The 26,171-nt window shown below is 71.2% G+C and carries 23 protein-coding genes and 3 pseudogenes; 10 read left to right on the top strand and 16 right to left on the bottom strand.

Going from position 1 to position 26,171, the window contains the following annotated elements:
- Positions 1-283: 283 nt before the first annotated feature.
- Positions 284-727: a hypothetical protein gene (locus ACWGDX_RS05560; RefSeq protein ID WP_453622545.1), complete on the top strand. Its 444-nt coding sequence runs from the start codon at positions 284-286 to the stop codon at positions 725-727.
- 163 nt (positions 728-890) lie between these two features.
- A complete protein-coding gene (locus ACWGDX_RS05555; protein WP_453622543.1) occupies positions 891-1,619 on the top strand; it encodes a LuxR C-terminal-related transcriptional regulator in 729 nt (242 codons plus the stop codon).
- Between the two features lie 102 nt (positions 1,620-1,721).
- On the opposite strand, the gene ACWGDX_RS05550 is transcribed toward ACWGDX_RS05555, so the two are convergent.
- Positions 1,722-3,329 (bottom strand): aKG-HExxH-type peptide beta-hydroxylase, encoded by a 1,608-nt coding sequence (locus ACWGDX_RS05550; RefSeq protein ID WP_453622541.1) that lies wholly within the window; start codon positions 3,327-3,329, stop codon positions 1,722-1,724.
- 97 nt (positions 3,330-3,426) lie between these two features.
- Positions 3,427-3,564, bottom strand: a complete 138-nt coding sequence (locus ACWGDX_RS05545; RefSeq protein ID WP_453622539.1) for a hypothetical protein — start codon at positions 3,562-3,564, stop codon at positions 3,427-3,429.
- 202 nt (positions 3,565-3,766) lie between these two features.
- Here ACWGDX_RS05545 and ACWGDX_RS05540 point away from each other — a divergent pair, with 202 nt between their 5' ends.
- Positions 3,767-5,104 carry an MFS transporter gene (locus tag ACWGDX_RS05540; protein ID WP_453622537.1) on the top strand — a complete coding sequence of 446 codons (1,338 nt, stop codon included), beginning with the start codon at positions 3,767-3,769 and terminating at the stop codon, positions 5,102-5,104.
- A gap of 104 nt (positions 5,105-5,208) precedes the next feature.
- On the opposite strand, the gene ACWGDX_RS05535 is transcribed toward ACWGDX_RS05540, so the two are convergent.
- The 7 genes from ACWGDX_RS05535 to ACWGDX_RS05505 all read right to left on the bottom strand — a co-directional run bounded on the left by ACWGDX_RS05535 (position 5,209) and on the right by ACWGDX_RS05505 (position 13,851).
- A complete protein-coding gene (locus ACWGDX_RS05535) occupies positions 5,209-6,642 on the bottom strand; it encodes a hypothetical protein (protein ID WP_453622535.1) in 1,434 nt (477 codons plus the stop codon).
- 320 nt (positions 6,643-6,962) lie between these two features.
- Positions 6,963-7,469 carry a hypothetical protein gene (locus ACWGDX_RS05530; RefSeq protein WP_453622533.1) on the bottom strand — a complete coding sequence of 169 codons (507 nt, stop codon included), beginning with the start codon at positions 7,467-7,469 and terminating at the stop codon, positions 6,963-6,965.
- A 327-nt stretch (positions 7,470-7,796) separates the two neighbouring features.
- Positions 7,797-9,272 (bottom strand): sensor histidine kinase, encoded by a 1,476-nt coding sequence (locus tag ACWGDX_RS05525; protein WP_453622531.1) that lies wholly within the window; start codon positions 9,270-9,272, stop codon positions 7,797-7,799.
- A gap of 20 nt (positions 9,273-9,292) precedes the next feature.
- Positions 9,293-9,994, bottom strand: coding sequence for a response regulator transcription factor (locus ACWGDX_RS05520; RefSeq protein WP_453622530.1), 702 nt, complete (start codon positions 9,992-9,994; stop codon positions 9,293-9,295).
- Between the two features lie 10 nt (positions 9,995-10,004).
- Positions 10,005-12,287 (bottom strand): MMPL family transporter, encoded by a 2,283-nt coding sequence (locus tag ACWGDX_RS05515; protein ID WP_453622528.1) that lies wholly within the window; start codon positions 12,285-12,287, stop codon positions 10,005-10,007.
- A gap of 107 nt (positions 12,288-12,394) precedes the next feature.
- On the bottom strand, positions 12,395-13,405 hold the full coding sequence (locus ACWGDX_RS05510) for an alpha/beta hydrolase (protein WP_453622526.1): 1,011 nt from the start codon (positions 13,403-13,405) through the stop codon (positions 12,395-12,397).
- A 128-nt stretch (positions 13,406-13,533) separates the two neighbouring features.
- Complete coding sequence (locus ACWGDX_RS05505; RefSeq protein ID WP_363085160.1) at positions 13,534-13,851, bottom strand: putative quinol monooxygenase; 318 nt, start codon at positions 13,849-13,851, stop codon at positions 13,534-13,536.
- A 187-nt stretch (positions 13,852-14,038) separates the two neighbouring features.
- Between ACWGDX_RS05505 and ACWGDX_RS05500 the strand changes: the two genes are divergently transcribed.
- A complete protein-coding gene (locus ACWGDX_RS05500; protein WP_383038234.1) occupies positions 14,039-14,944 on the top strand; it encodes an AraC family transcriptional regulator in 906 nt (301 codons plus the stop codon).
- 109 nt (positions 14,945-15,053) lie between these two features.
- Here ACWGDX_RS05500 and ACWGDX_RS05495 read toward each other — a convergent pair whose 3' ends face one another.
- Positions 15,054-15,695, bottom strand: a complete 642-nt coding sequence (locus tag ACWGDX_RS05495; RefSeq protein ID WP_453622523.1) for a TetR/AcrR family transcriptional regulator — start codon at positions 15,693-15,695, stop codon at positions 15,054-15,056.
- A 125-nt stretch (positions 15,696-15,820) separates the two neighbouring features.
- Between ACWGDX_RS05495 and ACWGDX_RS05490 the strand changes: the two genes are divergently transcribed.
- The 3 genes from ACWGDX_RS05490 (at position 15,821) to ACWGDX_RS05480 (ending at position 19,586) form a co-directional block, all read left to right on the top strand.
- Entirely contained in the window at positions 15,821-17,296 is a 1,476-nt protein-coding gene (locus ACWGDX_RS05490; protein ID WP_453622521.1) for an amidohydrolase family protein, read from the top strand.
- Positions 17,297-17,495: 199 nt separating this feature from the next.
- Positions 17,496-18,125 (top strand): hypothetical protein, encoded by a 630-nt coding sequence (locus ACWGDX_RS05485; protein ID WP_453622519.1) that lies wholly within the window; start codon positions 17,496-17,498, stop codon positions 18,123-18,125.
- 129 nt (positions 18,126-18,254) lie between these two features.
- Positions 18,255-19,586: a hypothetical protein gene (locus ACWGDX_RS05480; RefSeq protein WP_453622517.1), complete on the top strand. Its 1,332-nt coding sequence runs from the start codon at positions 18,255-18,257 to the stop codon at positions 19,584-19,586.
- Between the two features lie 57 nt (positions 19,587-19,643).
- Here ACWGDX_RS05480 and ACWGDX_RS05475 read toward each other — a convergent pair.
- Positions 19,644-20,063: pseudogene (locus ACWGDX_RS05475) on the bottom strand (hypothetical protein); the annotation flags it as partial.
- 12 nt (positions 20,064-20,075) lie between these two features.
- Complete coding sequence (locus ACWGDX_RS05470) at positions 20,076-21,101, bottom strand: zinc-binding dehydrogenase (RefSeq protein WP_453622515.1); 1,026 nt, start codon at positions 21,099-21,101, stop codon at positions 20,076-20,078.
- A 102-nt stretch (positions 21,102-21,203) separates the two neighbouring features.
- Here ACWGDX_RS05470 and ACWGDX_RS05465 point away from each other — a divergent pair, with 102 nt between their 5' ends.
- Entirely contained in the window at positions 21,204-22,103 is a 900-nt protein-coding gene (locus tag ACWGDX_RS05465) for a LysR family transcriptional regulator (protein ID WP_453622513.1), read from the top strand.
- A gap of 165 nt (positions 22,104-22,268) precedes the next feature.
- Positions 22,269-22,820 (top strand): hypothetical protein, encoded by a 552-nt coding sequence (locus ACWGDX_RS05460; RefSeq protein ID WP_453622511.1) that lies wholly within the window; start codon positions 22,269-22,271, stop codon positions 22,818-22,820.
- 246 nt (positions 22,821-23,066) lie between these two features.
- Here the strand turns inward: ACWGDX_RS05460 and ACWGDX_RS05455 are convergent.
- The 4 genes and pseudogenes from ACWGDX_RS05455 to ACWGDX_RS05440 all read right to left on the bottom strand — a co-directional run.
- A pseudogene (locus tag ACWGDX_RS05455) lies at positions 23,067-23,111 on the bottom strand (hypothetical protein); the annotation flags it as partial.
- A 92-nt stretch (positions 23,112-23,203) separates the two neighbouring features.
- A pseudogene (locus tag ACWGDX_RS05450) lies at positions 23,204-23,446 on the bottom strand (NAD(P)/FAD-dependent oxidoreductase); the annotation flags it as partial.
- Between the two features lie 56 nt (positions 23,447-23,502).
- Positions 23,503-24,150, bottom strand: coding sequence for a TetR/AcrR family transcriptional regulator (locus tag ACWGDX_RS05445; protein ID WP_453622555.1), 648 nt, complete (start codon positions 24,148-24,150; stop codon positions 23,503-23,505).
- Between the two features lie 516 nt (positions 24,151-24,666).
- Positions 24,667-25,116, bottom strand: a complete 450-nt coding sequence (locus ACWGDX_RS05440) for a cupin domain-containing protein (protein WP_453622509.1) — start codon at positions 25,114-25,116, stop codon at positions 24,667-24,669.
- A gap of 371 nt (positions 25,117-25,487) precedes the next feature.
- On the opposite strand from ACWGDX_RS05440, the gene ACWGDX_RS05435 reads away from it, so the two are divergent.
- On the top strand, positions 25,488-26,171 hold the full coding sequence (locus ACWGDX_RS05435; protein ID WP_453622507.1) for a response regulator: 684 nt from the start codon (positions 25,488-25,490) through the stop codon (positions 26,169-26,171).

Raw genomic sequence — 26,171 nt, 5'->3', positions numbered from 1 at the left:
GCACTACGCGGCCGACCACCAGCACCTCGCCAGGAGCGGACGCATCGCCGGCCTCGACCTTCAGCGCGACCGACATCGCGTGGATCCAGTTGATGATCCCCTTGAACGAGCGCGCACAGCGCCTGACCGGCATGGCTCCCTCCCGCGGAGCGAGTCCCGCGGTACTGGCACCGGCGGCCGGACCCGGGGCGCGCCTGCGCGAAGACCTGCGACGCCTACGCGGCCGCTGAAGTTCACCGGTGTCCCCGACACCCGCCCTCACGAGGGGCACAACGTGCCCGGCATGGTCAGCCTCCCGACCCTCGACAAGGCGGGTAAGGCGACCGGCAGGGCGTTCGCGGCCGAGGAGCTGTCGGACGAGGTGATCGATGAGCAGATCGCTCGGCCAGGGCCTCGTGAACCTGCCGGCGGACCGTGTCCGGGTGGTCGTGGTGATCCACGAGCCGTCCGGACCGCGCCCGGCGCCGACGAGGCCAACGACCTCCTGCTGAGGTTTCTCGACCGCGCCGCCGCCGGCCGTCTCCGGGTCCCGCCCTCCCCCTCCGCCCGACCGAAACCGCCCTCCTCGGCGACTGGCTCCACCAGCTCGCCCGCTGACCCGAACGGTCACGGGACCTGTCCGGCGCGTCCTCGATCCGCTGAGCAGGCCGCTCCCGCTGAGCAGGCCACTCTCGCCCTCGCGCTGATCGCCGACGCGGACGCCGGCCCGGAGTTCCGCGGCAAGTGACCGGTCCGGCGTCGGGCTCGGGGCGCCCGACGGGTCCCGGCCGCCTCGTACCGACTGGCCCGTCCGGCAGGCGTTTACGCTTTCACGGGAATCTTGATCAAGATGGTGCGAGGAAGGGCGCTGCGTCATGCCTCGCACCGGCCCGAGGGCGAGGATGGGGTCAATGGCCGACGCGTTACGGGACAGCGGTATCCGTGTGGTGGTGATAGAGAGCATCCCCCTGGTTCTGGACGGCTTGCGCTCCACGCTCGAAAGCGGCGGGATCACCGTCGCCACGGGGACACGGGACCCGCACCTGGGCGAGCGGGCGGTCCGGGAGGCGAAGCCCGACGTGGTCATCGTCGACCTCGATCTGCCCGGTCGCGCCGGGATCGGACTGCTCGAACGGCTGCGCCGGCAGTATCCGGCGGCCCGGCTGGTCGCCGCGGTGTCCCCCGAGCACGACGACGACGGCCTGCTGCTGACCACCCTGATGGCGGGGGCCACGGGCTATCTGCTCAAGAACACGGAGACGGTGGATCTGCTGCGTACGGTGCGGGCCGTGCACCGCGGATACGTCATGCTGGGCCCGCGGAGCGGTGGCGAACTCTCCGCTCTCCTGGTGCGCCTGGCGGAATCCCGTGGGAGGCTCCCGTTCCCGGCACTCACGAACCGGGAGCGGGATGTTCTGCGGCTGGTCTCGCTCGGCTACGGGAACCGTCGCATCGCCCAGGAGCTGTTCATATCGGAGAAGACCGTGCGTAATTACGTCTCGGCCATCCTGCCGAAGATCCATGTCTCCAGTCGGCTGGAGGCGATCGTCTCCGCACGGCTGGCCGGCCTGGAAGCGACCGGCCCCGGCACGGGTACGGGTACAAGTGCGGGTACGGGTACGGGCTTCGCCGGCGCGTAGCCCGTACCCGGAGCAGCGGCGAGGCCCGTACCCGCACCGGCCGTACCCGCACCGGCGACCTGCGGCGGTCCGACCGGAGCGGGAGCGTTATCCGCGGGAGCGTTACCCGCTGTGGGTGACGAGGCCGGCGTCCAGGAGCCGGCGCAGACTCTCGCCCACCTGTCGTCCGGTCTCCTCCGAGCCGGCCGGGAGACCGGCCGCGCGGGCGTACGCCGTGCACACCGAGCCGAAGTCGCGCCCGTCGCACAGGGAGTAAACCGTCCACGAGCGCGCGTTCAGCCAGTGCATCCGGGCCGACCCGGCGGTGCTGACGACGAGTTGCCCCAAGCCGGGCAGGGCGCACGCGTCCACCGGCCTGGTCTGCTGGAGAGCACCCTCCACGGGAACCCCCGGCCACGGCGACGGGTCCGCGCGCCTGGTCCGCGTCGTCGCACCCGTCGTCGCACCCGTTGTGATCCGCGTCGTCGCACCCGTCGTGGTCCGCGCCGCCGTCCGGTCAGGGGGCTGAGGCGCGTCGTCGTCCACCAGGCGGAGCACGGTGAGGAGCCAGCGGGCGAACCGGTGCCCGTTCTCGGTCAGCGCGTGGTCCGGCAGGGACAGTACGCACTCCGCGAGATAGCGGGCCCGTTCCGCGCTGGTCCGGTATTCCCCGCTCCGTGCGGCGGGGGTGCCGGGGCTGGGCTCGTCCAGTTCCTCGGCCGAAGGGGGCGGTCCGAACCTCTCCCGGACCGCTTCGCCCGCCGTGGCCGCGGCGGCCCGGAAGACCAGCAGATGCACATAGAAGTGCAGGGCCACGAAGACGCGGATGAGCGTCCACCTGCCGATCCGCCACGGAATCGGGACGCGCTCGTTGGGGTTCGCGACCAGGGCGCCCGTCCGGAGCGCGTCGAAGAGCTTGAGGTGGGCTCCCTCGTGGAGCAGGCTCTCCGCGGCGAGCCACGGGGAAGTGCAGCGTTCGGGCGCCAGCAGCACCGTGGAAGGGAGCGGATCGCCGCCGGACATGGACTGGAGGGGACCCTCCTCGCTCTCCCTGTGGGTGAACCCGACCATGGTGACGTGCCCGAGTACACCGGCCCCCGCGGACGGCAGCAGCGTCGCGAGGAGTTCCGCGCCCTCCCGCAGGACGGCACGGACATCGTCCGTCGGATCGACCGGTCCCGCCGCCCGGATGTCGCCGAGCGCGTCCCGGTACAGCTCCATGAGGCGCCCGGCCAGCATCTCCTGCGCACTGTCACGCGGTGCCGGCTCGGACATTATCCAGGCGTCCCCGAGACCGGGCCAGGCAGGCCGGTGCGGACGGGTGAGCGCTTCGCAGGGTCCCGTTCCCGTGGGGGACGGTGCGTCCGCCGTTCCCGTGGGGGACGGAGTGTCCGCCGTGGCATCGGCCGCGTAACCGCTCATCCGGGCGAACGAACTGCGCCCGAGCCGGCCGCTCTCCAGTCGTACGAGGTCCACCTCGAAGCAGTTGCGCAGCACCGGGTCGTACAGCAGCGGACGAAGGTGTTCGTCGGCCGCCGCGGCCACCGCCCGCAGCGCCTTCTCCCCTTCGCCGTCATGCCGCGCCAGCATGGTCAGGCCCAGCCGGAACCGGGCGAGGTTGCGCTCGCCGATGGCGGCGGAGTCACCGAACTGCCGGTCGGCGCACAGCAGTGTGTCGGCCTGGGCCACCACGTCGGTGGCGGACGCTCCTGCGGAAGACAATGCGGACAACGACGGACCGTCCTTCGGGGTCGGACAGCGAACCTGGACGTGGAACACCGGCACCGGGCCCTTCCGCGGCCCGGTGCCGGACCGGAAACGCCGTACGTCAGACGGTCGTCAGAGCCGCCTGGTAGGACGGGAGCCAGGCGCGCTCCTCCGGCGCGTCGGTGGCGATCTCCGACGCCTCGTCGTCGAGGTACGCGTCCGGAGCCAGTTCGGGGATCTCAATGTGGTCTACCAGCATGTCCAGTCCCTTCGGTCGTTGGTGCGCGAAGCGGTCCCGGGCAGGCCTCGCCACGGGCGCATCATTCTCCGGCACCCCGTGTCCCGCACTGATGGGACCGTTGTCCCGAATGTTGTCCCGCGGCCCGCCGGTCACAGCAGCGGGCTTACGCTCCAGGCGTAACGGCGGAACCGGGTCGCGGCCCGTCCAGCACACTCCTCCCGTGACCTCCGACCCGGCCTCCGACGCGGCCTCCGTCCCCGCCGGGGAAGAGCGTGCCACTTACGGGGAGGTGCTGGCCGACCGGCGATTCCGGCTGCTGTTGGCCACCCGGACCCTGACGATCGCGGCCGACGCGCTGCGCATCATGACCCTCTCGGTGCTGGTCTTCGCGACGACCGGCTCACCCCTGCTGAGCGCCCTGACGTTCGGTATCGGCTTTCTGCCGCAACTCGTCGGCTCCCTCCTGCTCGGCTCGCTCGCCGACCGGGCACGCCCGCGCCGCCTCGTGATCGCGGGGCACGGCCTCCAGTGCCTGACGGCCGCCGTGATGGGGGTGGCGCATCTGCCGGTGGCGGCCATCCTGGTCCTCCTCGCCGCCGTCGCCGCATTGACCCCCGTCTTCAGCGGTGTGACCAACCGGCTCGTCGCCGAGACGCTTACGGGTGACGCGTACGTCCTGGGACGCTCGTTGTCCAATATCTGCGCGTCCGCGGCCCAACTGCTGGGCCTGGCGGCCGGGGGCGCCGCGGTCGCGTATCTGGGTCCGCGGACCACGCTGCTGTGGAGCGCGGGCGCCTATCTGATCGCCGCGGTCGCCATCCGCGTACGGCTGCCCGACCTGCCCGCACCCGCACCGACACCGACACCGGCAGACGCACCCACGCCCACAGACGTAGACGCAGACGCACCCGAGCAGGCGGCAACGGAGCGGGCGCCGCGGCGAGGACAGCGGCGCGGTACGGGGTCGGTACTGCGCCACAGTTGGTACGGCAGCACCACACTGCTCGCCGACCGGAGGGTCCGGGCGCTGCTGCTCGCGCAGTGGCTGCCGCCCATGTTCGTCACCGGTGCCGAGAGCCTGATCGTCCCGTTCGTGAGCGACAACCGCATGCCGGACGGTTCAACCGGACTGCTGCTCGCCTGTCTGCCGGTCGGCATGCTCGCCGGTGACCTGGCCGTCGGGCGATTCGTCCGGCCCGCGACACGGGAACGCCTGGTCCCCGCGCTGGTGGTGGTCCTCGGCCTGCCGCTGGCCGGCTTCGCGCTGAACCCGCCGTGGGTCGTCTGCGCCGTCCTCCTCCTCGTCACCGGAACCGGATTCGCCTACGCGCTCGGACTCCAGCGCTCTTTCCTCGACGCGGTCCCGGAGGCCCGCCGCGGCCAGGCGTTCGGACTGCTCTCCGCCGGGCTGATGTCCGTGCAAGGGGTGGGACCGGCGGTGTTCGGAACGGTCGCCGAGTTCACCGACGTGGGGATGGCCATGGCGCTTGCCGGTCTGGCGACCGTGTGTGTGGCGGGAGGCATGGCCGGGCAACGCGCGGGAGGCGGCGGCCGGTAGAGCCCCGCGCCAGCGGGCCACGGCCGGTGCAGGTGCCGGTGCAGGGCTCGGTGCCGGTGCCGGTGCCGGTGGGGACCGTACCGCCTGTGCGTCTCCAGACGGACTCAGCCGTCCAGCCCGGCCTCCCGCTTGCGCCGCCGCAGCACGTAGTCGCTGAAGAGATGCCGGCTCCGGTCGAGCAGTTCCCCCACCTCCGCGTCGCAGCGCCGTGTGTCCGCCGACGGATGCCAGCGCCGCACGGACTGCCCTGCCCAGGTGCGCAGCTTCACGTCCGGGTCCTCCAGCAGCCCGACCGCCGCCCGCAGCGCCACGACCCCGTCGCGCGCGTCGAGCAGCCGGAACGCGGCGAGCCGGAGGTGCCGCGGCCGCTCGGGCCCGGTGCGTTCCAGCAGCCAGTCGGCGGGCAGTTCCTTCGCCGACGGCAGCAGGGCAACGGCCGTCTCGCGCACGACACCGGCGGCGGGGTCGTCGAGGAGTGGCCGCAACCGCTCCGCGTCCGCGCGGTCCAATGCCCGCAGCCCCGCCACCGCCCGCGCCCGCACCCCGGCCGCCGGGTGCGTGAGCAACGGCCACAGCAGCCCGGCATCCGCTCGGTGCCCGCACTCGGCCAGCCCGATGACGGCACCGGGCGGCAGTTCGGGGTCGGCCTGGGCCGCGCACCGCTGCCGGTACCAGCCCGCCGGATCACCTCCAAGCTGTCGTACGACATACCGGGCGCACGCGCGCACCAGCGCGGACCGGTCGCTGAGGAACGACTCCGCCCGCTCCGACCGCCCCGCCCGCCGCAGCGCGGTGACGCCGGCCGAACGGGTACGCGGGCTGCGCGCGGTGAGCAGTGGCCGCAGCACATCCTCGTACGCCTCCTGGTACGCCTCCTCGTCGCGCAGATCCGTGAGCGCCGCCGTGGCGCACAGGTCCTGGACCAGGGTGTCCTCGTCCTGGGCGGCCGCGCGGGCCAGCTCGGCGGGGCGGAGCAGCCGGCTGTCGACGGCCAGCCGGTACGCGAACCGCCGTACGGTGCGGTCGGGTGCGGTGAAGAGACCCGCGAGCCGCGCGCGGGATGCTCGGCGCAGAACCTCCCCGAGCACCTCGACGCCGAATCCACCTCTGTCCCGGCGGCCGACGCGCAGGATCAGCGGCGCGAGGTCGACGGCGGAATCCATGTCCAGGACCTCGCGCAGCAGCCGCCGGGCGCGCTCGCGCACCGGGCCGGCCCAATCGGCGCAGCGGATCACGATCAACGGCAGCAGACCGGGGTATCGGGCCGACCGGCACACCGCCTCCTGACGGATCCGCCCGTCGCGGTGGCAGAGGGCGAGTGCGAGCCGAGACTCGCCGAGCCGAGCCAGGTCGACGGGCAGCGGGGCGGAGTGCTCCCACTCGGGCAGGAACCGCGAGCGGTACCCGACCGCCTCACGCGCTCCCGCGTCCAGCGCGAGCCAGTCGCCGGGGTCGGTGACGTCGAGCGCGCTCCGAAGCGGCGCGCCTTCCGCGAGCCGTACCGCTGCCGCTGTCCCGTCCCCGGTGTCGATCCGCATTCCCGCCCCTCCCCAGATGCCGTACCGGGTGATCGTAGGGCGCGGGGCGCACGCGGGGCGCGCGAAATACGGCTCCTGAATCGCTGAAGACAACCGGTCGAGACCCCGGTTTCCGTGGCGGGACGGTCGGCATCGGCGCCAACACGGCGAGCCTCGGCAACCGGTCGGTGATCCGTGTCCCGTTCGGCTGGTGTCCGCGGTGAACGCGGCCGGGGACGGCTCGTACGAATGTCTCCGTATCCGCACGAGGTATCCGCACGAGGTATCCGCACGCGTCTGTACGAGATATCCGTACGAGCCGTTCCCTGCCCCGTGTCCCCTCAGAGACGGGTGCGGACGAGGCCGATGAGCTTTTCCGCGGTCGGGCGGTCGGATTCGTCCGTCACGCTGGTGACGACCTGAAGCGTGCAGGCACGGTCGCCCACGACGAACTCGGCCGAATTGCCGGAGCCGAAGGTTATTCCGTCGGAGCCGGAAGCCGACTGGCCCGGGTCGGCCGTGCCGGGCGATCCGATGCTCAGTGTGATCGAGTGGTAGGTCTCGGGGTTCTCCCACAGACATACGCTCTCCCCCACCCCGGCATCGGGCCGCCCACCGTCGTTCCGGCCGATGACCGGTGTGACCTCGGCGGCCTTGAGCAGTGTGCACGCGTCGGCCTTCTTCTCGGCCGGCGCCGCGCCGCCCGGTTCGTCGGGCGCCGAGGCGGCGGGAGAGCCGTCCCCGGGAGCCCGCGTGGCAGTGTCCGTGTCCGAGTCCGAGCCGCAGGCGGCAACCGTCGGCACCAGCAAGAACACCAGACAGGCCGCGGCCAGAGATGAACGCTTCACGAGGGGTCCTCCAATAAGTCTTTTATGTGACATCAAGTGGTGAGGCGGGCACGGCGCGAAGAAGGTGGAGAGGGGCCGGTGCCGATCACTCGGACCGATCAGCGACGCGGTCGGCTCCGGACCCGCGACTCGGCGCCGCCACCCGGACAACCTCAAGGACGGTGCCCTGCGAGGCGCGGGTTGCGGCCGCGCGTGCCAGTTACGTGCGGGAACTGTCACCGGACCGCCACCGCGCCCCAGTTGGCGGGGCCCGACGCCCCGCAGGTCAAAGGAAACTCCGTTCCTCTCCCCCAGGGCCGCCCAGGGCCTGTCCGGTCCGCCCGTGCGTCAGGGCGCGTCGGGCCGGTCCGTGGTGGGTGGTGTCGGTGGTGCGTCCCGCCCGCCCTGAGCGGGGAGGGTGACAGTGACGGTGGTTCCTGTTCCGGGGGTGGAGGCGACGTCCACGGTTCCGTGGTGGGCGTGGACGATGGCCTGGACGATGGCGAGGCCGAGTCCGGAACCACCGTGGGCGCGGCCGCGGCCGGCGTCGGCCCGCCAGAACCGGTCGAAGACACGCGAGAGGTCTCCGGCGGGGATACCGGGGCCCTGGTCGGCCACCCGGATGCTCACATGGGTCGCCGTCGGTTCGACAATGACGTTGATCGTGGTGCCGGACGGGGTGTGCTGGATCGCGTTGCCGAGGAGGTTGTTCAGGACCTGCTGAAGCCGGGGCTGGTCACCGTGCACGGAGGCGGGCACGGGTGCGTACAGACCGATGACTCGGTCCGGTGCCACGACCTGGGCGTCCTGGACGACGGCGCTCGCCAGGCGCCGCAGGTCGACCGGCTCGGAGTTCAGGGGGCGTCCGGCGTCGAGTCGGGCGAGCAGCGAGAGTTCCTCGACCAGCAGACGCATTCTGCCGACCTCGCCGTCGACCCGTTCCAGGGCCCTGTCCAGCTCGGCGGGGGCGCTGAGGCCGCCCTGGTTGTAGAGGTCGAGCCAGCCGGAGATCGTGGCCAGCGGTGTACGCAGTTCGTGCGAGGCGTCGGCGGCGAAGTCACGGATCTGGGTCTCGGCGCGGGCCTGGGCATCGAAGGCGTTGTTGACGGCGACGGCGAGCCGGCCGGTCTCCGTGTGCGCTCCGTGGACGGGCAGACGTTCATCGCGGGCGCCGGAGGCGATGTCATCGGCCGTGTCGGCCATCCGCCCCAGCGGCCGCAGGCCGATCCTGAGGATGAGCAGTGCGATCGCGAAAGCCAGCACCAGGGTGATGCCGACACTGGTGGCCTGCCCGGAGATGAAATCGGCGACAGTGCCGCGGTCGATGTCGGTACGCATGGTGAGGATGACGGCGGAGGCTTCCACCGCCCGGTGCGAGGTGGTGACCGTCAGCCCGGCCGTGGGGATCCGCAGGGCGAGCAGATCGGGCGCCGGCTTCTCGCCGTCGAGGGTGAGGACCTGGTCGGGACGGTCGGCGGTCAGGCCGTCGATCGCCTCGGGTATGCCCGCCCCGACCTGTCCGGCGACCTTCCCGTCGGCGTCGATGACCGTGATACCCAGCAACGGTTCCACAAGGGTGGCCAGTTGCCGGCCGTTGACGGTCTGCGGACGCTCCTCCAGGACACGGTGCACCCGATCGCCGGATTCGCGCAGCGTCGCCTCCGCCCGATGGTGGAGATATGTCCGCAGCGTCACGGCGCCGGCGATCGAGTTCCCGACGAGGCCGGCGGCCAGCAGCACGAGCACACCGATCAGGAGGCGCCCGCGGATGGTGGCCGGCCGGCGGGGCCTGCTGGCGCAGACCCGGGTACGCACTGTTCTCATGACCCAAGTACGCACTGTTCTCATGAGGCGGGGCGCCGGAGGCTGTAGCCGATGCCACGGACGGTGTGCAGCAGCGGTTCCCGGCCATGGTCGATCTTGCGGCGCAGATTGGACACGAAGCGCTCCACCACGACGGAGTCCCCGCCGAAGTCGTACTGCCAGACCGCCTCAAGGATCTGGGAGCGGGTCATGACATGCCCGGGGTGGGAGAGCAGAAAGGCCAGGAGCCGGAACTCGGTGGGCGACAGATCGACCGTTTCGCCGCCGCGCCGCACGGCGTGACGCCGCTCGTCGAGCTCCAGGTCGGCATAGCGCAGGATGCCGTCGTCGACGGCGCCCGCGCTGCCCCGCGCGCGGCGGATCAGGGCGTGGAGGCGGGCACCGACCTCGACGACGCTGAAGGGTTTGGTGACATAGTCGTCACCGCCGAGCTGGAGTCCCCGGACACGGTCCTCGATGGCGTCCCTGGAGGTCAGGAAGAGCACCGGCACCGTCACACCGCGGGAGCGGATCAGTTGCAGGACGTCGAAGCCGTCACCGCTCCCGGGCAGGCCCACATCCAGGACGATGACATCGGGGGTGTGCCGGGACAGACGGTCCAGGGCCTGGGGCACATCTCCCGCGAGATGGACCTCGAATCCCGCGAATCCCAGGGCCGAGGCCATCAGCTCGCGGATACCGGCATCGTCGTCGACGACGAGAACCGTGTCCGGGGAGTTCATTGGAGGTGTCCTACTTCGGGGCGTGAAGATACGTCACGGGAACGGAAACGGGTTCGGTGTCGGTCTCGGTGTCGGTCTCCGTCTCGGTCTCGGTCTCGGTCTCGGTCGAGTCCACACCCCGCGCATCGGTTTCGTCCAGGCGTGCGCCTTCGACGTCCAGGTCGGGAAGCGACTTGTCCAGGAAGCGCGGCAGCCACCACGCGGCGTGCCCCAGCAGCGACAGTACCGCCGGGACCAGTGTCATACGGACGGCGAACGCGTCGACGAGCACCCCCACCGCCAGCGCCAGCGCGATCGGCATGATCGCCGGATCGTGGCTGAACAGGAAGCTCGCGAAGACCGCCACCATGATCAGCGCGGCCGCGGTCACCACCCGGCCCGCGTGCCGGGCACCGCCGATGACGGAGGCGTGGGGCCGTCCCGTCCTCACGTACTCCTCGCGTACGGCCGAGACGAGGAAGACCTCGTAGTCCATGGCCAGTCCGAACAGGACGGCCATCACGATGATGGGCACGAAACTGGCGATCGGCCCCGTGGAGGGCACGCCGAGGGTGCCGGCGAGCCATCCCCACTGGAACACCGCGACGATCGTGCCGAAGGACACGCCGACCGACAGCAGGAAGCCCACGGTCGCCTTGACCGGGATGGCGATGGACCGGAACGCGGCCGTCAACAGCAGCAGCGAGAGCCCGACGACCACCAGGACGAAGGGCAGCAGGGCGCCGCTGAGCCTGTCGGAGACCTCGATGCTGACGGCGGTCTGGCCGGTGACCGCGATATCACCGCCGTTGCGCGCCGCGAGGAGTGCGACACGGTCCCGCAGCACCGTGACGAGTTCGGCGGTCGCCGGGTCGCGGGGCCCGGTGTCCGGGATGACCTGTACGCGCGCGGCGGCTCCGTCGCCGGAGTAGTCGACGGGGCTGACTCGCGCGATGCCCTGGACCCCGGCGAGATCCTGGGCGACCTCCTGGCCGGTGGTCTTCAGGGTGCCCGGCGGCGCGTTGGTCACCAGCACCACGAGGGGACCGTTGGCGCCGGGGCCGAAGGCGTCACCGATCCTGTCGTAGGTCTGCCGCACGGCGGCCGACGCCGGTTCACTGCCGTCGTCGCTCAGGGCGAGCTGAAGCCGTGCGGCGGGAAGGGCGAGCGCGGCGAGGGCCAGGGTGACAGTGATGACCACCCGCCACGGACGGCGCACCGCTCCCGCGACCCAGCGCGCCCCCATCGACGGCTTGCCGAGGGGATCAGCGGCGTCCCGCATACGCGCCGCGGCCCGCGAGCCGGGCTTCGGACGCAGTCTCTCCCCGGCGAGCGCCAGCAGAGCGGGCAGCAGCCCCAGCGACATCACGACGGCGACGGCGACCGCCGCCGCGGCGCTCAGACCCATCGACGTGAGCACCGGAACCCCGGCCACCGTCAGTCCGGCCAGCGCGATGATCACGGTCAGTCCGGCGAACGCCACGGCGCTGCCGGCCGTAGCGGTCGCGCGGGCGGCGGCGTCCTTCACACCGCGGCCCCGCGCCAGTTCCGAACGGTGGCGCGAGACGATGAACAGGGCGTAGTCGATGCCGACCGCGAGGCCCAGCATGATCGCGAGCGTCGGCGCCTTGTCCGAGACACTCAGGACCGAGGACAGACCCATCAGCCCGGTCATGCTCGCCACGACCGCGATCAGGGCGGTGAGCAGGGGCATGCCCGCGGACAGCATGGAGCCGAAGGTGATCGCCAGGACCGCGAGCGCGACAAGCACTCCGACCCCTTCCATCGGACCGACCGGAGGACCCGACTCCTTATAGGCGTCGCCGCCGAAAAGCACCTCGATACCCGCGGCTCGGCTGCCGGCAGCGGTGTCCTTGAGCGCGGTCAGATCGTCGGCGGGGACGTCCTCGTCCTCGGACACGGAGAACTCGACCTGGGCGACAGCGGTCCTCGCGTCCGGTGTCACCGTCCGGCCGCGCATCGGGTCACTGACCGAGGTGACACCGGGAACGGTGGCCGCGGCGGACAGCGTCCGCCTCAGCGCGGCGGCCTTCCCCGGATCCTTGAACGAGCTGCCCTCGGGCGCCTCGAACACGATCTCGGCGCTCTGCCGGTCGGAGGACCCGAAATGGTGGTCCATCCTCTCCAAGGCGCTCTGCGCGGCCGACCCCGGGATGTCCGACTTGGAATCGAAACTCCCCGCGAAGACAACCCCGAGCGCGGCGATCGCGGTGACGACGAGCAGCCATACGGTCAGAACCGTGCGGCAGCGGCGGACCGCGAACACCCCCCATCGATGAAGCAGCACAGCCATGATCACAGCCCATTTCGGTCAGAGGCATCAGCGAAGCCCTCATGAAAGCTGTGCGGCTTGACGACACCACCCCTCTCACCCTGACGATTCCTTGACGGTCTCGTTCGCTATCGGACAACCACGCCCTCAGCGGATGTCTCCTTCCCCGCCGCGTCCGTGGGAGCCGGGGTCAGGACCCGGGTGAGCCAGTCGTTACGTGTCCGGCGCGCCCCGGCGGAGACCGCGGCCCGCGGGTACAGCGCGTCGAATCCGTGGAAGCCCCCCGCCCAGATGCGCAGTTCCGCCTGGCCGCCCGCCGCCCAGATCCTGGTGGCGTAGTCGACGTCCTCGTCGCGGAAGACCTCCGCCGAGCCAGCGTCGACATAGGTGGTCGGCAGGCCCGAGAGATCGTCGGCAACCGCGGGTGAGACATGGCCGGGCACCCGCTCGTCCTCGATACCGCCGAGGACCGATCGCCAGCCGAACTCGTTCATCTCGCGGGTCCAGACCCCGGGCGTGCCGGAGTACTGGTGGCTGGAGGTGGTGATGTTGCGGTGGTCGAGCATGGGGCAGATCAGGACCTGGGCGGCGATCGCCGGGGTGCCGCGGTCGCGTGCCATCAGGGTGACCCCGGCGGCGAGGCCGCCGCCGGCGCTGGCGCCCGCGACGACGATGCGGGCGGGATCTATGCCCAGTTCGCCGGCGTGCTCGGAGATCCAGAGCAGACCCTGGTAGCAGTCGTCGACCGGGGTCGTGCCGGTGGCCTCCGGCGCCAGCCGGTAGTCGACGGAGACGACGACCGCGCCGAACAGGTCGAGCCACTCCAGCGGGATGTCGATCTGCGAGAAGCGGTCCCCCATGACCATCCCGCCGCCGTGCATCCAGTAGACGCACGGCGCCCCGGTGGAGCTGTCGGTTCCGGCGGGGCTGAAGACCGACAGCGGAATCCGCGCGCCGTCCGCGGCGGGCACGGTGACCTCGCGCCGCTCGACCGCGCGACCGGCGAGAAGAGGCTCGACCGGCATCGATGAGAAGGGGCGGATCTGTGCGAGCGCCTCGGCGTCGAGGTCGGACCGGAGGGGCATGTCGGCGAGCAGCGCGCGCAGTTCGGGGTCCAGGTCGGGTCGTTTCGGGGTCACGGTGGACACCTTTCGTCGGGTTGTGCCGGGTGAGGTGATCAGGGAAGGACCGGTCGGCCGATCGGTCGGCTGGGCTGGGCTGGGCTGGCTGGGCTGGTCGGCCGACTGGACTGGCCGGCCGACGGGGCTCAGAAAGCGGCCTTGCCGCGGACCGGTACGTAGTCGGTGTACGCGGACTCCTTGGCCAGCAGTCCGCCGATCCGCGCCACGATGGCCTGGGCTGCCTCGCCGGCGAAGATCCGGTGGTGGTCCTCCTCGCTGGTCCAGCCTTCGGTGACGTGGACGACATCGGGGTCCGACGCGGAACGGGAGACCAGGTAGACGACGCAGTGCTCGCTCGCGCCGGGGCTGCCCTCGTTCAGGCCGGTCAGCAGCAGTTCGACCAGCTGATCGCCCATTCCGGGCTTGGCGGTCAGAGTGGCGTTGAATCCGTAGTTGCTGGTCATGACTACCTTCTTCGGCGGGAGGCGGACTGTGGATATGCGGTCCTGGAGCCCAGTGGCTTGCTCCTGGATTCCGGTGACTCCATTCAACCGGCGTGACCTGCGGAAACGGTAGAACGATGCTCGCGGGCGCTTGCACGATCCTCTCTGGCTCAAGAGCAGGCGTCCGGTCGTGTGCTGCAATTGGGGCATGCATCTCGACGAGCTCCGTACCTTGCTGACCCGGCATGCGCGACCCGACTGGACCACCGCCATCGACGGCGTGCTGATCTCGAAGGTCGAGCGGTCCGATCCGCCGGCGCCCTCGATGTCCGGCACGGTGCTGGCGGTCATCGCGCAGGGCGCGAAGCGCCTCGCGCTGGGCAACCGCGTGTTCGAGTACGGCGCCGGGCAGTACCTCGTCGCCTCGGTCGACCTGCCGGTCACCGGCCAGTTCACCGAGGCCAGTCCGGAGTACCCGGCCATAGGGTTCGGGCTCACACTGGAACCGTCCGCCGTCGCCGAACTGCTGTTGCAGGCCGGGCCGGGGGAAGCCCCCCGCGCCGGCGGGAGCGCGGTGTCGGGCATCGCCGTCAGCGACGCGCCGGACGCGCTGCTCGACGCCGTGGTCCGGCTGCTGCGCCTGCTCGATGAGCCCCGGGACCGGACGGTGCTCGCGCCGCTCGTCAAACGCGAGATCCTGTGGCGGCTGATCACCGGCGAGCAGGGCGGCATCGTGCGCCAGCTCGGTCTCGCCGACAGCAGTCTCAGCCATGTCGCACGGGCGGTCCGGTGGATCCGCGACCACTACGCGCAGCCGTTCAAGGTCGAGGAGGTGGCGCGGCTGACCGGTATGAGCGTTTCCGCCTTCTACCGCAACTTCCAGGCGGTGACCGCGATGAGCCCCATCCAGTTCCAGAAGCAGATCCGGCTCCAGCAGGCCAGGCTGCTGCTGGCCACCCACCCCAACGATGTCACCGGGGTCGGTCACCGCGTCGGCTACGACAGCCTGTCGCAGTTCAGCCGGGAATACCGCCGCCAGTTCGGCGCACCGCCCAGCCAGGACGCCACCGCCCTGCGCCATACCGTGCCCACCGCCGCAGGCGTCCTTCCCTGACGTGACGGGGCTTCAACCGGGCCCTGGCGAACGGGGCTTCAGCCGGGCGGGCCCCGGCCCCGGTACGGAGGAGAACCGTGCCCGGCCCTGGGGCGGGTCCTGCCCGGACCTACCGGTGGTCGGCGGTCAGGCCCGCCGCCCAGGCGCGTACGGCGGAGCGGACGACGGTGTCCGTGTTCTCGCCGGTGGCGAAGTGAGGGGTGAGGAGGTCGTTGGCGGCGAGAACGGCGACCCCGTGGGCGATGGCCCACAGGCGGCTCGCGGTCGCCTCCGGATCGGCGGGCAGATGGCTGACGGCGTCCAGCAGGGCCGCGTGCGCACGGTCGGCCGCGGCCAGTAGCTCGGTTTCGCCGGTCTTGTCGAGGCCCGAGGTGAACATGAGGGTGAAGTGGGCCGGTGACGCGGCGGCGAAGGCGACATAGACGGCGCTCATCTCCTCCGGGAGCGCCGCGGGGTCTTCGGCATGAGTCCGTACGACCGTTTCCAGGGCGCCGGCGAGCGCGGTGAAGCCCTCGGTCGCGGCGGCGGCGATCACCGCGTCGCGGTCGGCGAAGTGCCGGTAGGGGGCGGCGACCGAGACGCCGGCGCGGCGGGCCGCCTCGGAGAGGGTGAAGCCGTTCACACCGCGCTCGCGGACGAGTTCGAGGACGGCGTCCATGATGGCGCGGCGCAGGTCGCCGTGGTGGTAGGAGCGCTGTCCGCGCTCGCCGCCCGGGGCCTTGCGACCGGTGGCCGCTCCCTTCTCCGCCATGTGTGTCCCTTCCGCACGCCGACTCAATGTTGAGGCTTTTAACATTACCAGCTATGGTCATGTTAAATGCTTTCACATTGAGGGTCCCCGGTCTTCGGCGGGCCCTCCGCCAGGGAGGCACAGCCATGACTTCGACCATGCTCATCAGGGGCGGCACCGTGCTCGTCGGCGCCCCGCGCGACGGCCGTATGCTCCGTGCGGACGTCCTGATCGTCGACGGGACGATCACGCGGATCGGCGCCGGGACCGGCCCCGCGCCGGCGACGGCCCGGGTCATCGACGCGTCCGACACATACGTCCTGCCCGGCTTCGTCGACACCCACCACCACCTGTGGGAGACGGTTCTGCGCGGTATGACCGCCGAGTGGAACATCATCGACTTCGCCTGGGGCGTCCGCTTCCACCACGCGGGGGCCCAGCGGCCCGAGGACGTCTACGCCGGTACGTACGCGGGCGCCGTCGCGGCCCTTGAGGCCGGTATCACGACGACCATCGACTTCGCGCACGTCGTGAACACCCCCGACCACGCCCGCGAGGGTGTGCGGGCCGTCACGGACGCCGGTATCCGCACCCTGTGGTGCTACGGCCTGACGGACGCCCCGTCCCCCACGCCGTACTTCACCTCCCACGAGGCACGCCTCGCCGACCTGCGGGCCCTGCGCGCGGAGCGCTTCGCGGCGGACGGCGCCCGGTCCCTCGTACGGCTCGGAGTCGCCGTCAACGACATCGGCGGCGTTCCCTGGGACATGACCCGCGCCGAGTTCCTGCTCGCCCGTGAGCTCGGGCTGACGGTGACCGCGCACACCGACTCGATGTGGGGCGCCGTGCGCGCGCCGGAGATCGAGTGGCTCCACCGGGACCGGCTGCTCGGTCCGGGCCAGATCCACGCGCACGTCAACGCCGCCTCCGACGCGGAGCTGAAGCTGCTCGCCGACAGCGGCGCCGGAGTGTCCAGCACACCGGAGACCGAACTCCAGATGGGCCTGGGCCTTCCCGTCTTCGCCCGCGCCGCCGAACTGGGCATCCCCTCCGGTCTCGGTACCGACATCCAGGCCAACAACGCCGCCGACCCGTTCGCCTGGATGCGGGTGGCCCTGCACGCCGAGAACGCCCGCCGCCACCAGGCGGCGCTGGACTCCCCGTACGGCACCGGCGCGCTCGGCGACCCGCACCTGAGCCCGCGTGACATGCTCCACCACGCGACACTCGGCGGCGCCGAGGTGCTGGGACTCGGGTCGGTCACGGGCTCGCTGGAGCCGGGCAAGGCCGCCGACCTCGTGCTGCTGCGCACCGACGGGGTGCACCAGCGGCCGGTACTCGACCCGATGGCGACGATCGTGCTCCATTCGCGGGTCTCGGACATCGACACGGTCCTGGTCGGCGGCGCGGTCGTCAAGGAGCGCGGACGCCTCACGGGAGAGCGGTCCGCGCGGGCGGTGCGCGAGGTCGAGGGCGCCTGGGAGCGGCTGGAGCCCCGCATCGAGGCGCGCGGCGGCCGGCTGCCGGAGAAGCCGGAGGGACTGCTGCGGCGGATGGCGCGGACCGCGGTGGCCAACGCGCCTGCCTGGGCGCCGGAGTCCGGCGGGGGCGGTACGTCATGAGCGGGGGGCCTCACCGAGCACACCGGCGATGAGCCGGCCGTCGGGCCGGGCGGAACGTGCTGGTGGCGCGTCAGATCAGGGGACGGCGGCGGTCCGGCCGGACGTACACCCCGACGACCGGCAAGTACGACTGGGGCGGCTACCAGGGATTGCGCAGCTCAGTGACCGTGTGTCAGAGCTGGGTGATACGTATGGGCCCATGGATACCACCGAGTCGCTCCCGCCATCTGCCGATCACTCCGCCGAGACCGCGTTCGGACTCGGTTGCCAGGCCCTGGAGTCGGGGGACCGGGAACGCGCACGCGACCTGTTCGAGGAGGCGGTTCGCGGTTCCGGCCCGCAGATGCTCTGGCGCGTGGCCGAGGCATGCCTGGAAACCCTCCAGAGCGCGTTCTGGATGAGCCGGGCCGTGGTCTCGGAGAGCGAACCGGGCGGCATCACGGTGGACCCGGGCGCGCTGCGTATCCTCGGCGGCGACGACGGCGAGATGTTTCGACAGCACTGGGAGATCGCCGTCGAGTCGGGCGACCCGGCCCGTGCGGTCACGGCGCTCACCGCCGCGAGACACCGTCTCGCATGTGTGTTCGAGGACGGTCGCGAATTCCCGCCGGAGGAGGCCGAGGATGTCATAACCGACACCGACCTCTACAGCCCCAACTTCGTCGCCGTCGACGACACGGTCCCCCGCGTGTGGATGGACTGCAAGGACGGGATGTTCCCGCACATGGCCCGCACCGCGCTGCGCATCGTGGCAGACGAACTACGCAAGGCGGGGATACGGCAGGCACACCTGTTCACGCGTCCCATATCGGACTCGTCAGACAGCTAGGCCCTGTCCGGTGTTCCGGTGTTCCGGTGTTCACGAGAACACACACGGCCTACGCTCTGACGCGGAGACCGGACGGCAGACGAGTCGTCAGGCGCGGTGCCAGCGGGTGGGGATGGCCGGATGCGTGGGGTGGATGAGGCGATTGAGCGGGCCGGCGCGGATGAGACCGTGGTGCGGGAGTGGCTGCGGGGGCTGACGTGCAATCCGGCCTTGCCTGGAACGGTGCTTGAGCGGCTGCTGGAGTTGGAGGAGCTGCCGGTGCACCGGTCGTGGCTCATCCTGCGCCCGCTCGACGAGGAGGCGACTGCCATCGCGGTGGCGTCGTCGCGGATGCAGCACCGGCTGGGCGTCGCGGAGAATCCGACTGCGGATGTCGGTGTGCTGGCGCGACTCGCGTACGACGTGGCGCCCCGGGTCCGGTTCGTGTACGCGGTCATGCTCTCCGAGTTCAGGCGGCCGAGCCCCCCGGAGGCGCTGGCGGCGCTGGCCGGGGATACGGACCCGAAGGTCCGGCGGGCGGTCATCGGTGCTCCGGGGTTACCCGTCGCCGTTCAGCACCGGCTCGTTGAGGACGAGGACCCTGGTGTCCGGGCCGGGGTGCTGACCCGGAAGCTGTGGGAGCGGCTCCCGGAGCCGGTACGGGAGCGGCTGCTCGACGATCCCTCCCCGCGGGTGCGCGAGAGGATCACCGAACTGTTCCGGACGAAGGAGGAGCCGGAGGCGCTGACGGCCGAGGCGCGGGTGGTCCACGCGGACACATACGTCCGGCAGGAGGCCGCCGGTGATCCGGAGGTCCCGCTCGCGCTGGCGCTGCGCCTCGCCGAGGACCCTGAGAACGAGGTCCGGCTCGCCCTGTCGATGCGGGAGGACCTGACCGAAGAACAGCGCGCGTCGGTCCCGTACCTGGTGCCGGACCGGTGTCCCCCGCCGGGCTGGATCCTGGAGCGGGCGGCGGAGCCCGGGACGGCACGGCGGATCGCCGCGTCGGCACACGTCGGGCTGCGGCGGGTGCTGGCCACGCAGCCGCGTCTGCCGGCCGACGTGGTCGCGCGGTTGGCCGCGGACGAGGACCCCGGAGTGCGGCGCAACCTCTGCCATGACGACCAGAACACGCCACATGAGCTGCTGGTGGAGGTGTACGCCACGGCGCAGGACCGGAACTGGTCGGTCCTGCGACACCACCGGAACTTCGCCAGGCCCGGTCTCGCCCGGTTCGCGGATGACCCCAATCCCCGGCTGCGGCTCGCCGCGCTGGACGACCCGGAAGCCGGCCCGGAGCTGCCGCTGCGACTGGCCGACGACCCGGACGTCGGGGACTGGGCGGTACGGGACCCCAGGCTCCCCGGCGGTGAGCTGCTGCGGCGGCTCTCCCTGCCGGACAGCGCGTTCGCCGCCGCGGCCAATCCCGCGCTGCCACCAGCCGTGATGCACCGGCTCGTCGACCTCGCGCAGGACCGGTGACCCGCTCACCGGTGCCCAAGCCCACCGCTCGGCAACGCCTTCGCCGCAGCGACCGCCGCGACCGCACGCACAAGCGACGGCCTCACCGCCCGATGGGAGCACCCGGGGCGGTGTGAGCGCGTGGTACGACCGGAACGCGTCCTTGCGCCGCTGGGCCCGCAAGCGTGACAGCACGTCCTGTCCCTTCTTCCGGGTCTTCTGCCGCCCTCGCTCGAAGCGGCGCCCGGCGGTGCCGGCAGCGCATGCCGTACCGGTCGAGGTAGGCCTCTACGGCGTCGCGCGCTTCGGTCCCGCCCGCGAGCTTCGGCGGCTCGTCCAGGAAGCCCTCGTCCTCGACGCCCCGCCGCCCGGCAGACCGCCACCCGACGCACCGCCGGCCGGCGGCCTGCCGGGACCCGCGTCCGGGAGCGACGGGACGAAATCGTCGCGGTCGAGGACGGTCTCCAGCGCGTCCCTGATCAGCGGATCGCCTTTTCCCTGTCCGTGGGGCTACGCATTCCAGCGAGCGGTATTGTCCTCGGCGACCTGGACGATCGCCTTGCCCACGTTCTCGCCCCGCAGCATGCCGAGGAAGGCGCGCACGGTCTCGTCGAAACCCCCGGTGACCGTCATGTCGACGCCGATCCGGCCGCTGCGCAGATGCGGGACCAGGAAGTCCTCCAACTCGCCCTGTACGTCGAGGTAGTCCCGGACGTGCATGCCCTCCATCCGCAGACTCTTCTCCACCATCTCGGAGAGGTTGCGCGGTCCGGCAGGCGGTTCCGTGGCGTTGTACTGGCCGACCGTGCCGACCCGGGCGATCCGGCCGCGGTCGCGCAGCGCGGTGATCGCGCCCTCCAGATGGGCCCCGCCGACGTTGTCCAGGTACGCGTCGATCCCGTCGGGCGCGAGCCGGGCGAGCGACTCCCCCACCGGGCCTTCGTGGTAGTCGAAGGCCGCGTCGAATCCGACGTGCCGGGTGAGGTGCTCGGCCTTGGCCGCCGAGCCCGTACTGCCGACGATCCGACGGGCACCGAGCAGCCGCGCGATACGGCCGGCGGCCGTACCGACACCGCCCGCCGCGGTCGAGACGAACAGGTCCTCGCCGGCCTCCAGCCGCAGAGTGCGGGTCAGCGCGGCGTAGGCCGTGAGGCCGGTGCCGCCGAGGATGCCGAGATACGCGGCGAGCGGGACGCCCTCGTACTCCCGTAGCTTCCGTGTCCCCGCCACTCCGGATGTGACGAGCGCGTGGGTGCGCCAGCCCTCGCGGTGGAAGACGAGATCGCCCTCGGTCAGGCCCGGGTCGCGGGACGCGCGCACACGTCCGACGGACCGGCCCTCCAGCGGGCTGTTCAGCTCGAAGCCGCCGTCCATCATTTCGCGGTGGTACGGGTCCACGGAGAGATACAGGTTCTCGACCAGGGCGGTGCCGGGAGCCGGTGAGGGGACCGGGGCCTCGACGAAGGCGAAGTGGCCGGTGGTCGGGAAGCCGTGGGGACGGGCGGTCTGGTGCACGGTGACAGCGGTCGTGGTCATGGCGGCGACCGTATGAAGGAATGCCGGGGCCGGGCAGTGGGTTGCGCTCATGGAAACGGCACGGTCCATGAATCGTCCTCATAGAACGAGGTGAGCGCTCCGATGGCCGACCTGGCCCCGCACGAACTGCGCGTTCTGGTGGCGGTCGAGCGCGAGCGCGGCTTCTCCGCGGCGGCGACGGCGCTCGGACTGACGCAGTCCGCGGTCTCGCACTCGGTGCGGAGCAGCGAGAGCAAGGTCGGGGCGGTGCTCTTCGTACGGGGCAGACAGGGGGCCCGCCCCACGGCGGCCGGTGTCAGGGCCGTGGCACACGCGCGGCGGATCCTGCGGATGCTGGACGTCATGGCCGCGGAGGCACGCGGCGCGGAGAACGGGACGGTGGCCGGTCCACTGCGGATCGCGGCCTTCCGGAGCGCGGCGCTGTATCTGCTGCCACCGGTGCTGGAGCGGCTGAGGACACGTCATCCCGGTATCGATCCGACGGTGCGGATCGTACGGGAGGTGGGGCCGGGGGCGGCCGGTGAGGTGGCGGCGGGCCGGGCGGACCTGGGCATCGCCACGATCGGCACGCCCGTGCCGATGCCGCCCGGACTGATCCGGTCCGTACTGATCGAGGAGCCGTACGCGCTGGTCCATCCCGCGGGGCACCCGGACCCGCGGTCGTTGCCGCTGGTGGACTGGGCCGAGAACTGCACGTCGTACACCAAGGACTGGTGGGCCGGACAGGAGTGGATCCCGCGCGCGACGGTCGAGGCGGAGGACGACGGAGCGGTGCTGTCGATGGTGAGCAGCGGTCTGGGCATGGCGATCATGCCCGAGCTCTCCCTGACGGGGGCGCCGTCCACGCTCCGGATCACCGACCTCGGACCGGAACGCCCGACCCGCACGGTGGGCTACGTCACCACTCCGGAGCAGGCCCGCACCCTCGCGGTCCGAGCACTCGTCCGCGAACTGCGCGATCTCCGGACGGCGCGGGCCCCGCGCATGACGCGGAGCACGTAGCCGGTCGGCAATGGGAAGTTTTCCGGCGGTGAAAAATTCATGGAACGAACGCCTGACTTTTCACGGTTGATATCCGACTACGTAGCGAAATTGAAACGTCGGTCCCCATAGCCCTCGATGCGCCACTTACGGCTGCTACGGTCGTACGACTGAGGGGGGTTGGGGATGATTACCAGCGAGACACGGCGGGGCCGGAAAAAGGGTCCCTGGCGGAGAGGTACCGAGGGCGTCGGCGTACTCGCCGCTCTGTTCGGGCTGCTCATCGTGGCGCGTATGCTGCTTACCCCGTGGGACCTTCCGCTGCCCGGCAAGCCCCGGTTGACCGGTTACTGGCAGGGCGAGGTGTCCTATACGGCGGATGACAGAAGGCGATTGATGCTTCATCTGGTCCACGACAACAATTGCTCCCTCGCCTGCGATGTGACCGGCGAGGTCAAAGTCTGCGGAGCCGCGGAGGATACGAGCGGCGAATTCGCGGGAGATGTACACAACTGGAGCGGCAGTCGCTTCTCCCTGGAACTCTACCTTCCGACGCGCAAGGCCGACATCAATATGCGGGAACTCGACGGCGAATGGGACGGTGACCTGATCAGGATGAAGACCGAGGTCGATGTCATCGACGCCGATGGCACATGGTCCTCGAATCACCAGATGCCCGACCCGCCGATGTTCGAGATGCGACGCGCCGGTGAGGCGGATTTCGAGGCCGCGTGCTGATCTGTCGGCCGACGGCTGACAGCTGTTACGGGCCTCCGGCCTCCGGCCCGTTGCGTGGCGGGCAACGGGCCGGAGGCACGCGCGTACGGTCAGTAGACGGTGGCGCCGTAGGTGTTGAGTGCCTCGACGAGCGGCTGGAAGAGACGCCAGGCGGCCCTGGGTACGCTCCACCCGCAGCGCGCCGGCGAGGTCACCGGCCGCGCGCTTGAGCTTCGTGATCTCCGCCTGGCTCACGGTCTCGTCGACCATCACCTGAAGGCGGCCGGACGTCCGGTCGACCGCCCAAGCGATGCCGGTGCCCCCGGAGTCGAGCAGGGCGTCGCCTGCCGCCGTGAGTTCAGCCGTGTTGAAGATCCGCGGCGCCTGGCCCGTCTGGCCCGGGAGGGTGCGGTTCCCGTCGCGACGACCACCGTCCCTGCCCGCAGGGTCCGGCCCGAGGCCGTGCGCACCGTCCGCCCCGGCACGTCCAGGGCGAGGGCAGGATCACCGAGCACGAACTCCGCGTCCAGCGCCTCCAGCGCCTCCCGCGTCCGCAGCCGCGCCCGCTCCGGCTCCCAGGCACCCGAGAGCACCTGCTTCGACAACGGCGGCCGGTCATAGGGCGGACGGGACTCCGCGCCCACCACCGCTGGTGAGTCGCGCCCTCATCAGAGACGCCAGAGAAGCCAGGGACGCAGGGGTGTCAGGGGTGTGAGACGGGTGCCAGCCACAGCCCCACCAGCGCGTCGATCAGACCCGTCGCCGCGCCGCGCCAGCTCGACCTCGGCGTGGCGGCGCCCAGGGCGAGCGCACGCTCCCGCTCCGCGCACATATGCACCATCAACTGACGTGCCATATCGGTGCGTTCAGCGCGCACTTCCGGCGGCAGTTCCGGGAGACACCGGTCGAACCCATGACGGATCTCGTGCAGCGAGGACGCGCTCAGCGATTCCTGGATCATGATCTCGCGCAGGGCGGGGTCGGTCATCACCTGTGCGCCGAACCGCGCGTACCAGGTAGGACTGCCCAGAGCGGCCAGATGCTCCGTCACCGGCCGCACCAGACACGCCACCCAGTCCCGCACATCCGTGGAACCGGCGACCTCGTTCACCATCCCCAGCCGCAACCGCTCTATCGGCTCGGAACGCCTCCGCGCGATCGCCCGCACGAGATCCGTCTTCGTACCGAAGTGATACCCCACCGCCGCGTTGTTCCCCTGTCCCGCGGCTTCACTCACTTGACGGTTGGAAACAGCGAACATCCCATGCTCCGCGAACAACCGCTCCGCCGTCACGAGGATCAGCTCACGCGTCGCATCCCCCCGCTCCGCCCGTACGGCCTTGCCCGTCACCGTCACCACCGCGCATCCTCCTCGAAACAGACCTTGAGCATTCGATCAGTTAACTGTCCTTGTCGAAGTAAAGCAAGCGACTGACTTAATTCAGAGCCGCACACCGACCTCGGTACGGGCCGTTGCCCACCCTGGCGAACGTCCCACCCCTGAACTCAGGGAGGACAACATCAACGCTGTCCTGCTGCCCGCTCGCTCTCTTCCGCGTGCGTGTGCGGCCTGTCCGCTTCTCGTCGGACAGCGCCGCGCTCACGCCCCTGTACACCGACAGCCATGATCACGACCACGGTCACCACTCCCACCACGGCAGGCATGCCGGCCCCGCCGGTGAGGGCCGGCAGCCGTCTGCGGCTGGGCTTCACTTCCCCCTGGCCCGCGGGCTCCCCCGGACCGAGTGAGCCGGTCGGCCGGGCGCGGGGCGGCACCCTCCGTCATGTCTCGTCGCGGCGGGTACGAGGCCATCGCGCCTCCGGGACGGGCGGACGACCGCACCGCCCCGAGCCGCGGCGGTTGCCCTCACTCCGGGCGGGGGATGTCCTCGTAGTCCTTGTACTCGAAACCCGGAGCGACCACGCACGTCACGAGCACCGGCTCGTCCCCCGCGGGTTCGGCCGACTGCCAGCTTCCGCCGGGCACGAGGAACTGCGGCCGCTCCCCCCTCTCTATCCCGCCGCCCACCATCGCGTCGACGGCGTCCCGCTCGCTCGGAGCCTCGCCCGTCCCACCCAGCCGGATCCGCAGGGGGCCGCCGCGGTGCCACAGCCACACCTCGTCCGAGCGCACCCGGTGCCACCGTGATGCCTCGCCGGGATGCAGAAGGTAGTAGATACCCGTCGCGAACGCCCTCGCCCCGCCGTATCCGTCGGGGACCGCTTCGACCGGAGTCCGCCATGTCTCCCGGAACCACCCGCCCTCGATGTGCGGTTGAAGACCGAGGGACTCGACCAGCTCAGATATATCCGCCATGCCGAACATCCTGGCGCGTGCTTCGCCTCGCCGTGCCCGGGTCCCGCGAAGTCGCCCATGTCCGGGACGGGCGGCGGCTCCGAGCCGCGTGACGCCGGCCGCGTAAGGAAAACGTCAAGGTCGGGGCGGCGGCCGTAAGAGCGCCGTCAACGGGAGACGGGAACCCCGGACGAGGGAGTTTCCTCGGGACGTCCGTCCCCGTCGCACCTCCGTAAGGAACTCACAGCCAAGTGACCGTGTTACCGCAGGGGGCAGAAGCCCGGCGTCCGGGGCGGGCCCCCGTACCTCCGGCTCCCGCCCCGGCCTCAAAATCGGACAACTCCCGCGTACCCACGGAAATTCGGGCAGTATCCGAGGAAGGCGGGACACGGATGCCCCGGGTGCTGGTGGTGGAGGACGAACCACAGCTCGCACGGGCTCTTGAGATCAATCTGAGGGCACGGGGATACGACGTGGCTGTCGCGCCGGACGGGAAGACCGCGCTGCGACTCGCCGCGGCGCACCCGCCCGACGCGGTCCTGCTGGACCTCGGACTGCCCGACATGCCGGGCATCGCGGTGATGAGAGGGCTGCGCACCTGGTCCCAGGCCCCGGTCCTGGTGGTCTCGGCCCGTAGCACGTCCGACGAGAAGGTGGCCGCGCTCGACGCGGGCGCGGACGACTACATCACGAAGCCCTTCGGCATGGAGGAACTCCTCGCCCGGCTGCGGGCGGCGACCCGGCGGGCGGATCCCGGCTCACGCTCCGACGGCACCGCGGTCGTCACCGCCAATGGATTCACACTCGATCTGCTCGCGAAGAAGGCCCGGCGCGACGGGACCGACATCCGCTTCACACCGACCGAGTGGCATCTGCTGGAAGTCCTGATCCGCAACCGCGGACGGCTTGTCAGCCAGCGGCAGCTGCTCCAGGAGGTCTGGGGTCCGGCCTGTCGGACACGGAGCAACTATCTCCGTGTCTACATGGCGCACTTGAGGCGCAAACTCGAAGCGGATCCGTCACACCCCCGGAGTCTCATCACCGTGCCGGGCATGGGATACCGCTTCGAGGTGTGA

The organism is Streptomyces sp. NPDC055025 (assembly GCF_053608565.1).
This window is presented reverse-complemented; position numbering and strand designations above follow the sequence as displayed.

Excerpts from the sequence above, each read along its gene's own strand:
- ACWGDX_RS05560 (WP_453622545.1), top strand. The coding sequence starts at position 284 with ATGGTCAGCCTCCCGACCCTCGACAAGGCGGGTAAGGCGACCGGCAGG.
- ACWGDX_RS05555 (WP_453622543.1), top strand. The coding sequence starts at position 891 with ATGGCCGACGCGTTACGGGACAGCGGTATCCGTGTGGTGGTGATAGAG.
- ACWGDX_RS05545 (WP_453622539.1), bottom strand. The coding sequence starts at position 3,564 with ATGCTGGTAGACCACATTGAGATCCCCGAACTGGCTCCGGACGCGTAC.
- ACWGDX_RS05535 (WP_453622535.1), bottom strand. The coding sequence starts at position 6,642 with ATGCGGATCGACACCGGGGACGGGACAGCGGCAGCGGTACGGCTCGCG.
- ACWGDX_RS05525 (WP_453622531.1), bottom strand. The coding sequence starts at position 9,272 with ATGAGAACAGTGCGTACCCGGGTCTGCGCCAGCAGGCCCCGCCGGCCG.
- ACWGDX_RS05520 (WP_453622530.1), bottom strand. The coding sequence starts at position 9,994 with ATGAACTCCCCGGACACGGTTCTCGTCGTCGACGACGATGCCGGTATC.
- ACWGDX_RS05515 (WP_453622528.1), bottom strand. The coding sequence starts at position 12,287 with ATGGCTGTGCTGCTTCATCGATGGGGGGTGTTCGCGGTCCGCCGCTGC.
- ACWGDX_RS05505 (WP_363085160.1), bottom strand. The coding sequence starts at position 13,851 with ATGACCAGCAACTACGGATTCAACGCCACTCTGACCGCCAAGCCCGGA.
- ACWGDX_RS05500 (WP_383038234.1), top strand. The coding sequence starts at position 14,039 with ATGCATCTCGACGAGCTCCGTACCTTGCTGACCCGGCATGCGCGACCC.
- ACWGDX_RS05495 (WP_453622523.1), bottom strand. The coding sequence starts at position 15,695 with ATGGCGGAGAAGGGAGCGGCCACCGGTCGCAAGGCCCCGGGCGGCGAG.
- ACWGDX_RS05490 (WP_453622521.1), top strand. The coding sequence starts at position 15,821 with ATGACTTCGACCATGCTCATCAGGGGCGGCACCGTGCTCGTCGGCGCC.
- ACWGDX_RS05485 (WP_453622519.1), top strand. The coding sequence starts at position 17,496 with ATGGATACCACCGAGTCGCTCCCGCCATCTGCCGATCACTCCGCCGAG.
- ACWGDX_RS05470 (WP_453622515.1), bottom strand. The coding sequence starts at position 21,101 with ATGACCACGACCGCTGTCACCGTGCACCAGACCGCCCGTCCCCACGGC.
- ACWGDX_RS05465 (WP_453622513.1), top strand. The coding sequence starts at position 21,204 with ATGGCCGACCTGGCCCCGCACGAACTGCGCGTTCTGGTGGCGGTCGAG.
- ACWGDX_RS05460 (WP_453622511.1), top strand. The coding sequence starts at position 22,269 with ATGATTACCAGCGAGACACGGCGGGGCCGGAAAAAGGGTCCCTGGCGG.
- ACWGDX_RS05440 (WP_453622509.1), bottom strand. The coding sequence starts at position 25,116 with ATGGCGGATATATCTGAGCTGGTCGAGTCCCTCGGTCTTCAACCGCAC.
- ACWGDX_RS05435 (WP_453622507.1), top strand. The coding sequence starts at position 25,488 with ATGCCCCGGGTGCTGGTGGTGGAGGACGAACCACAGCTCGCACGGGCT.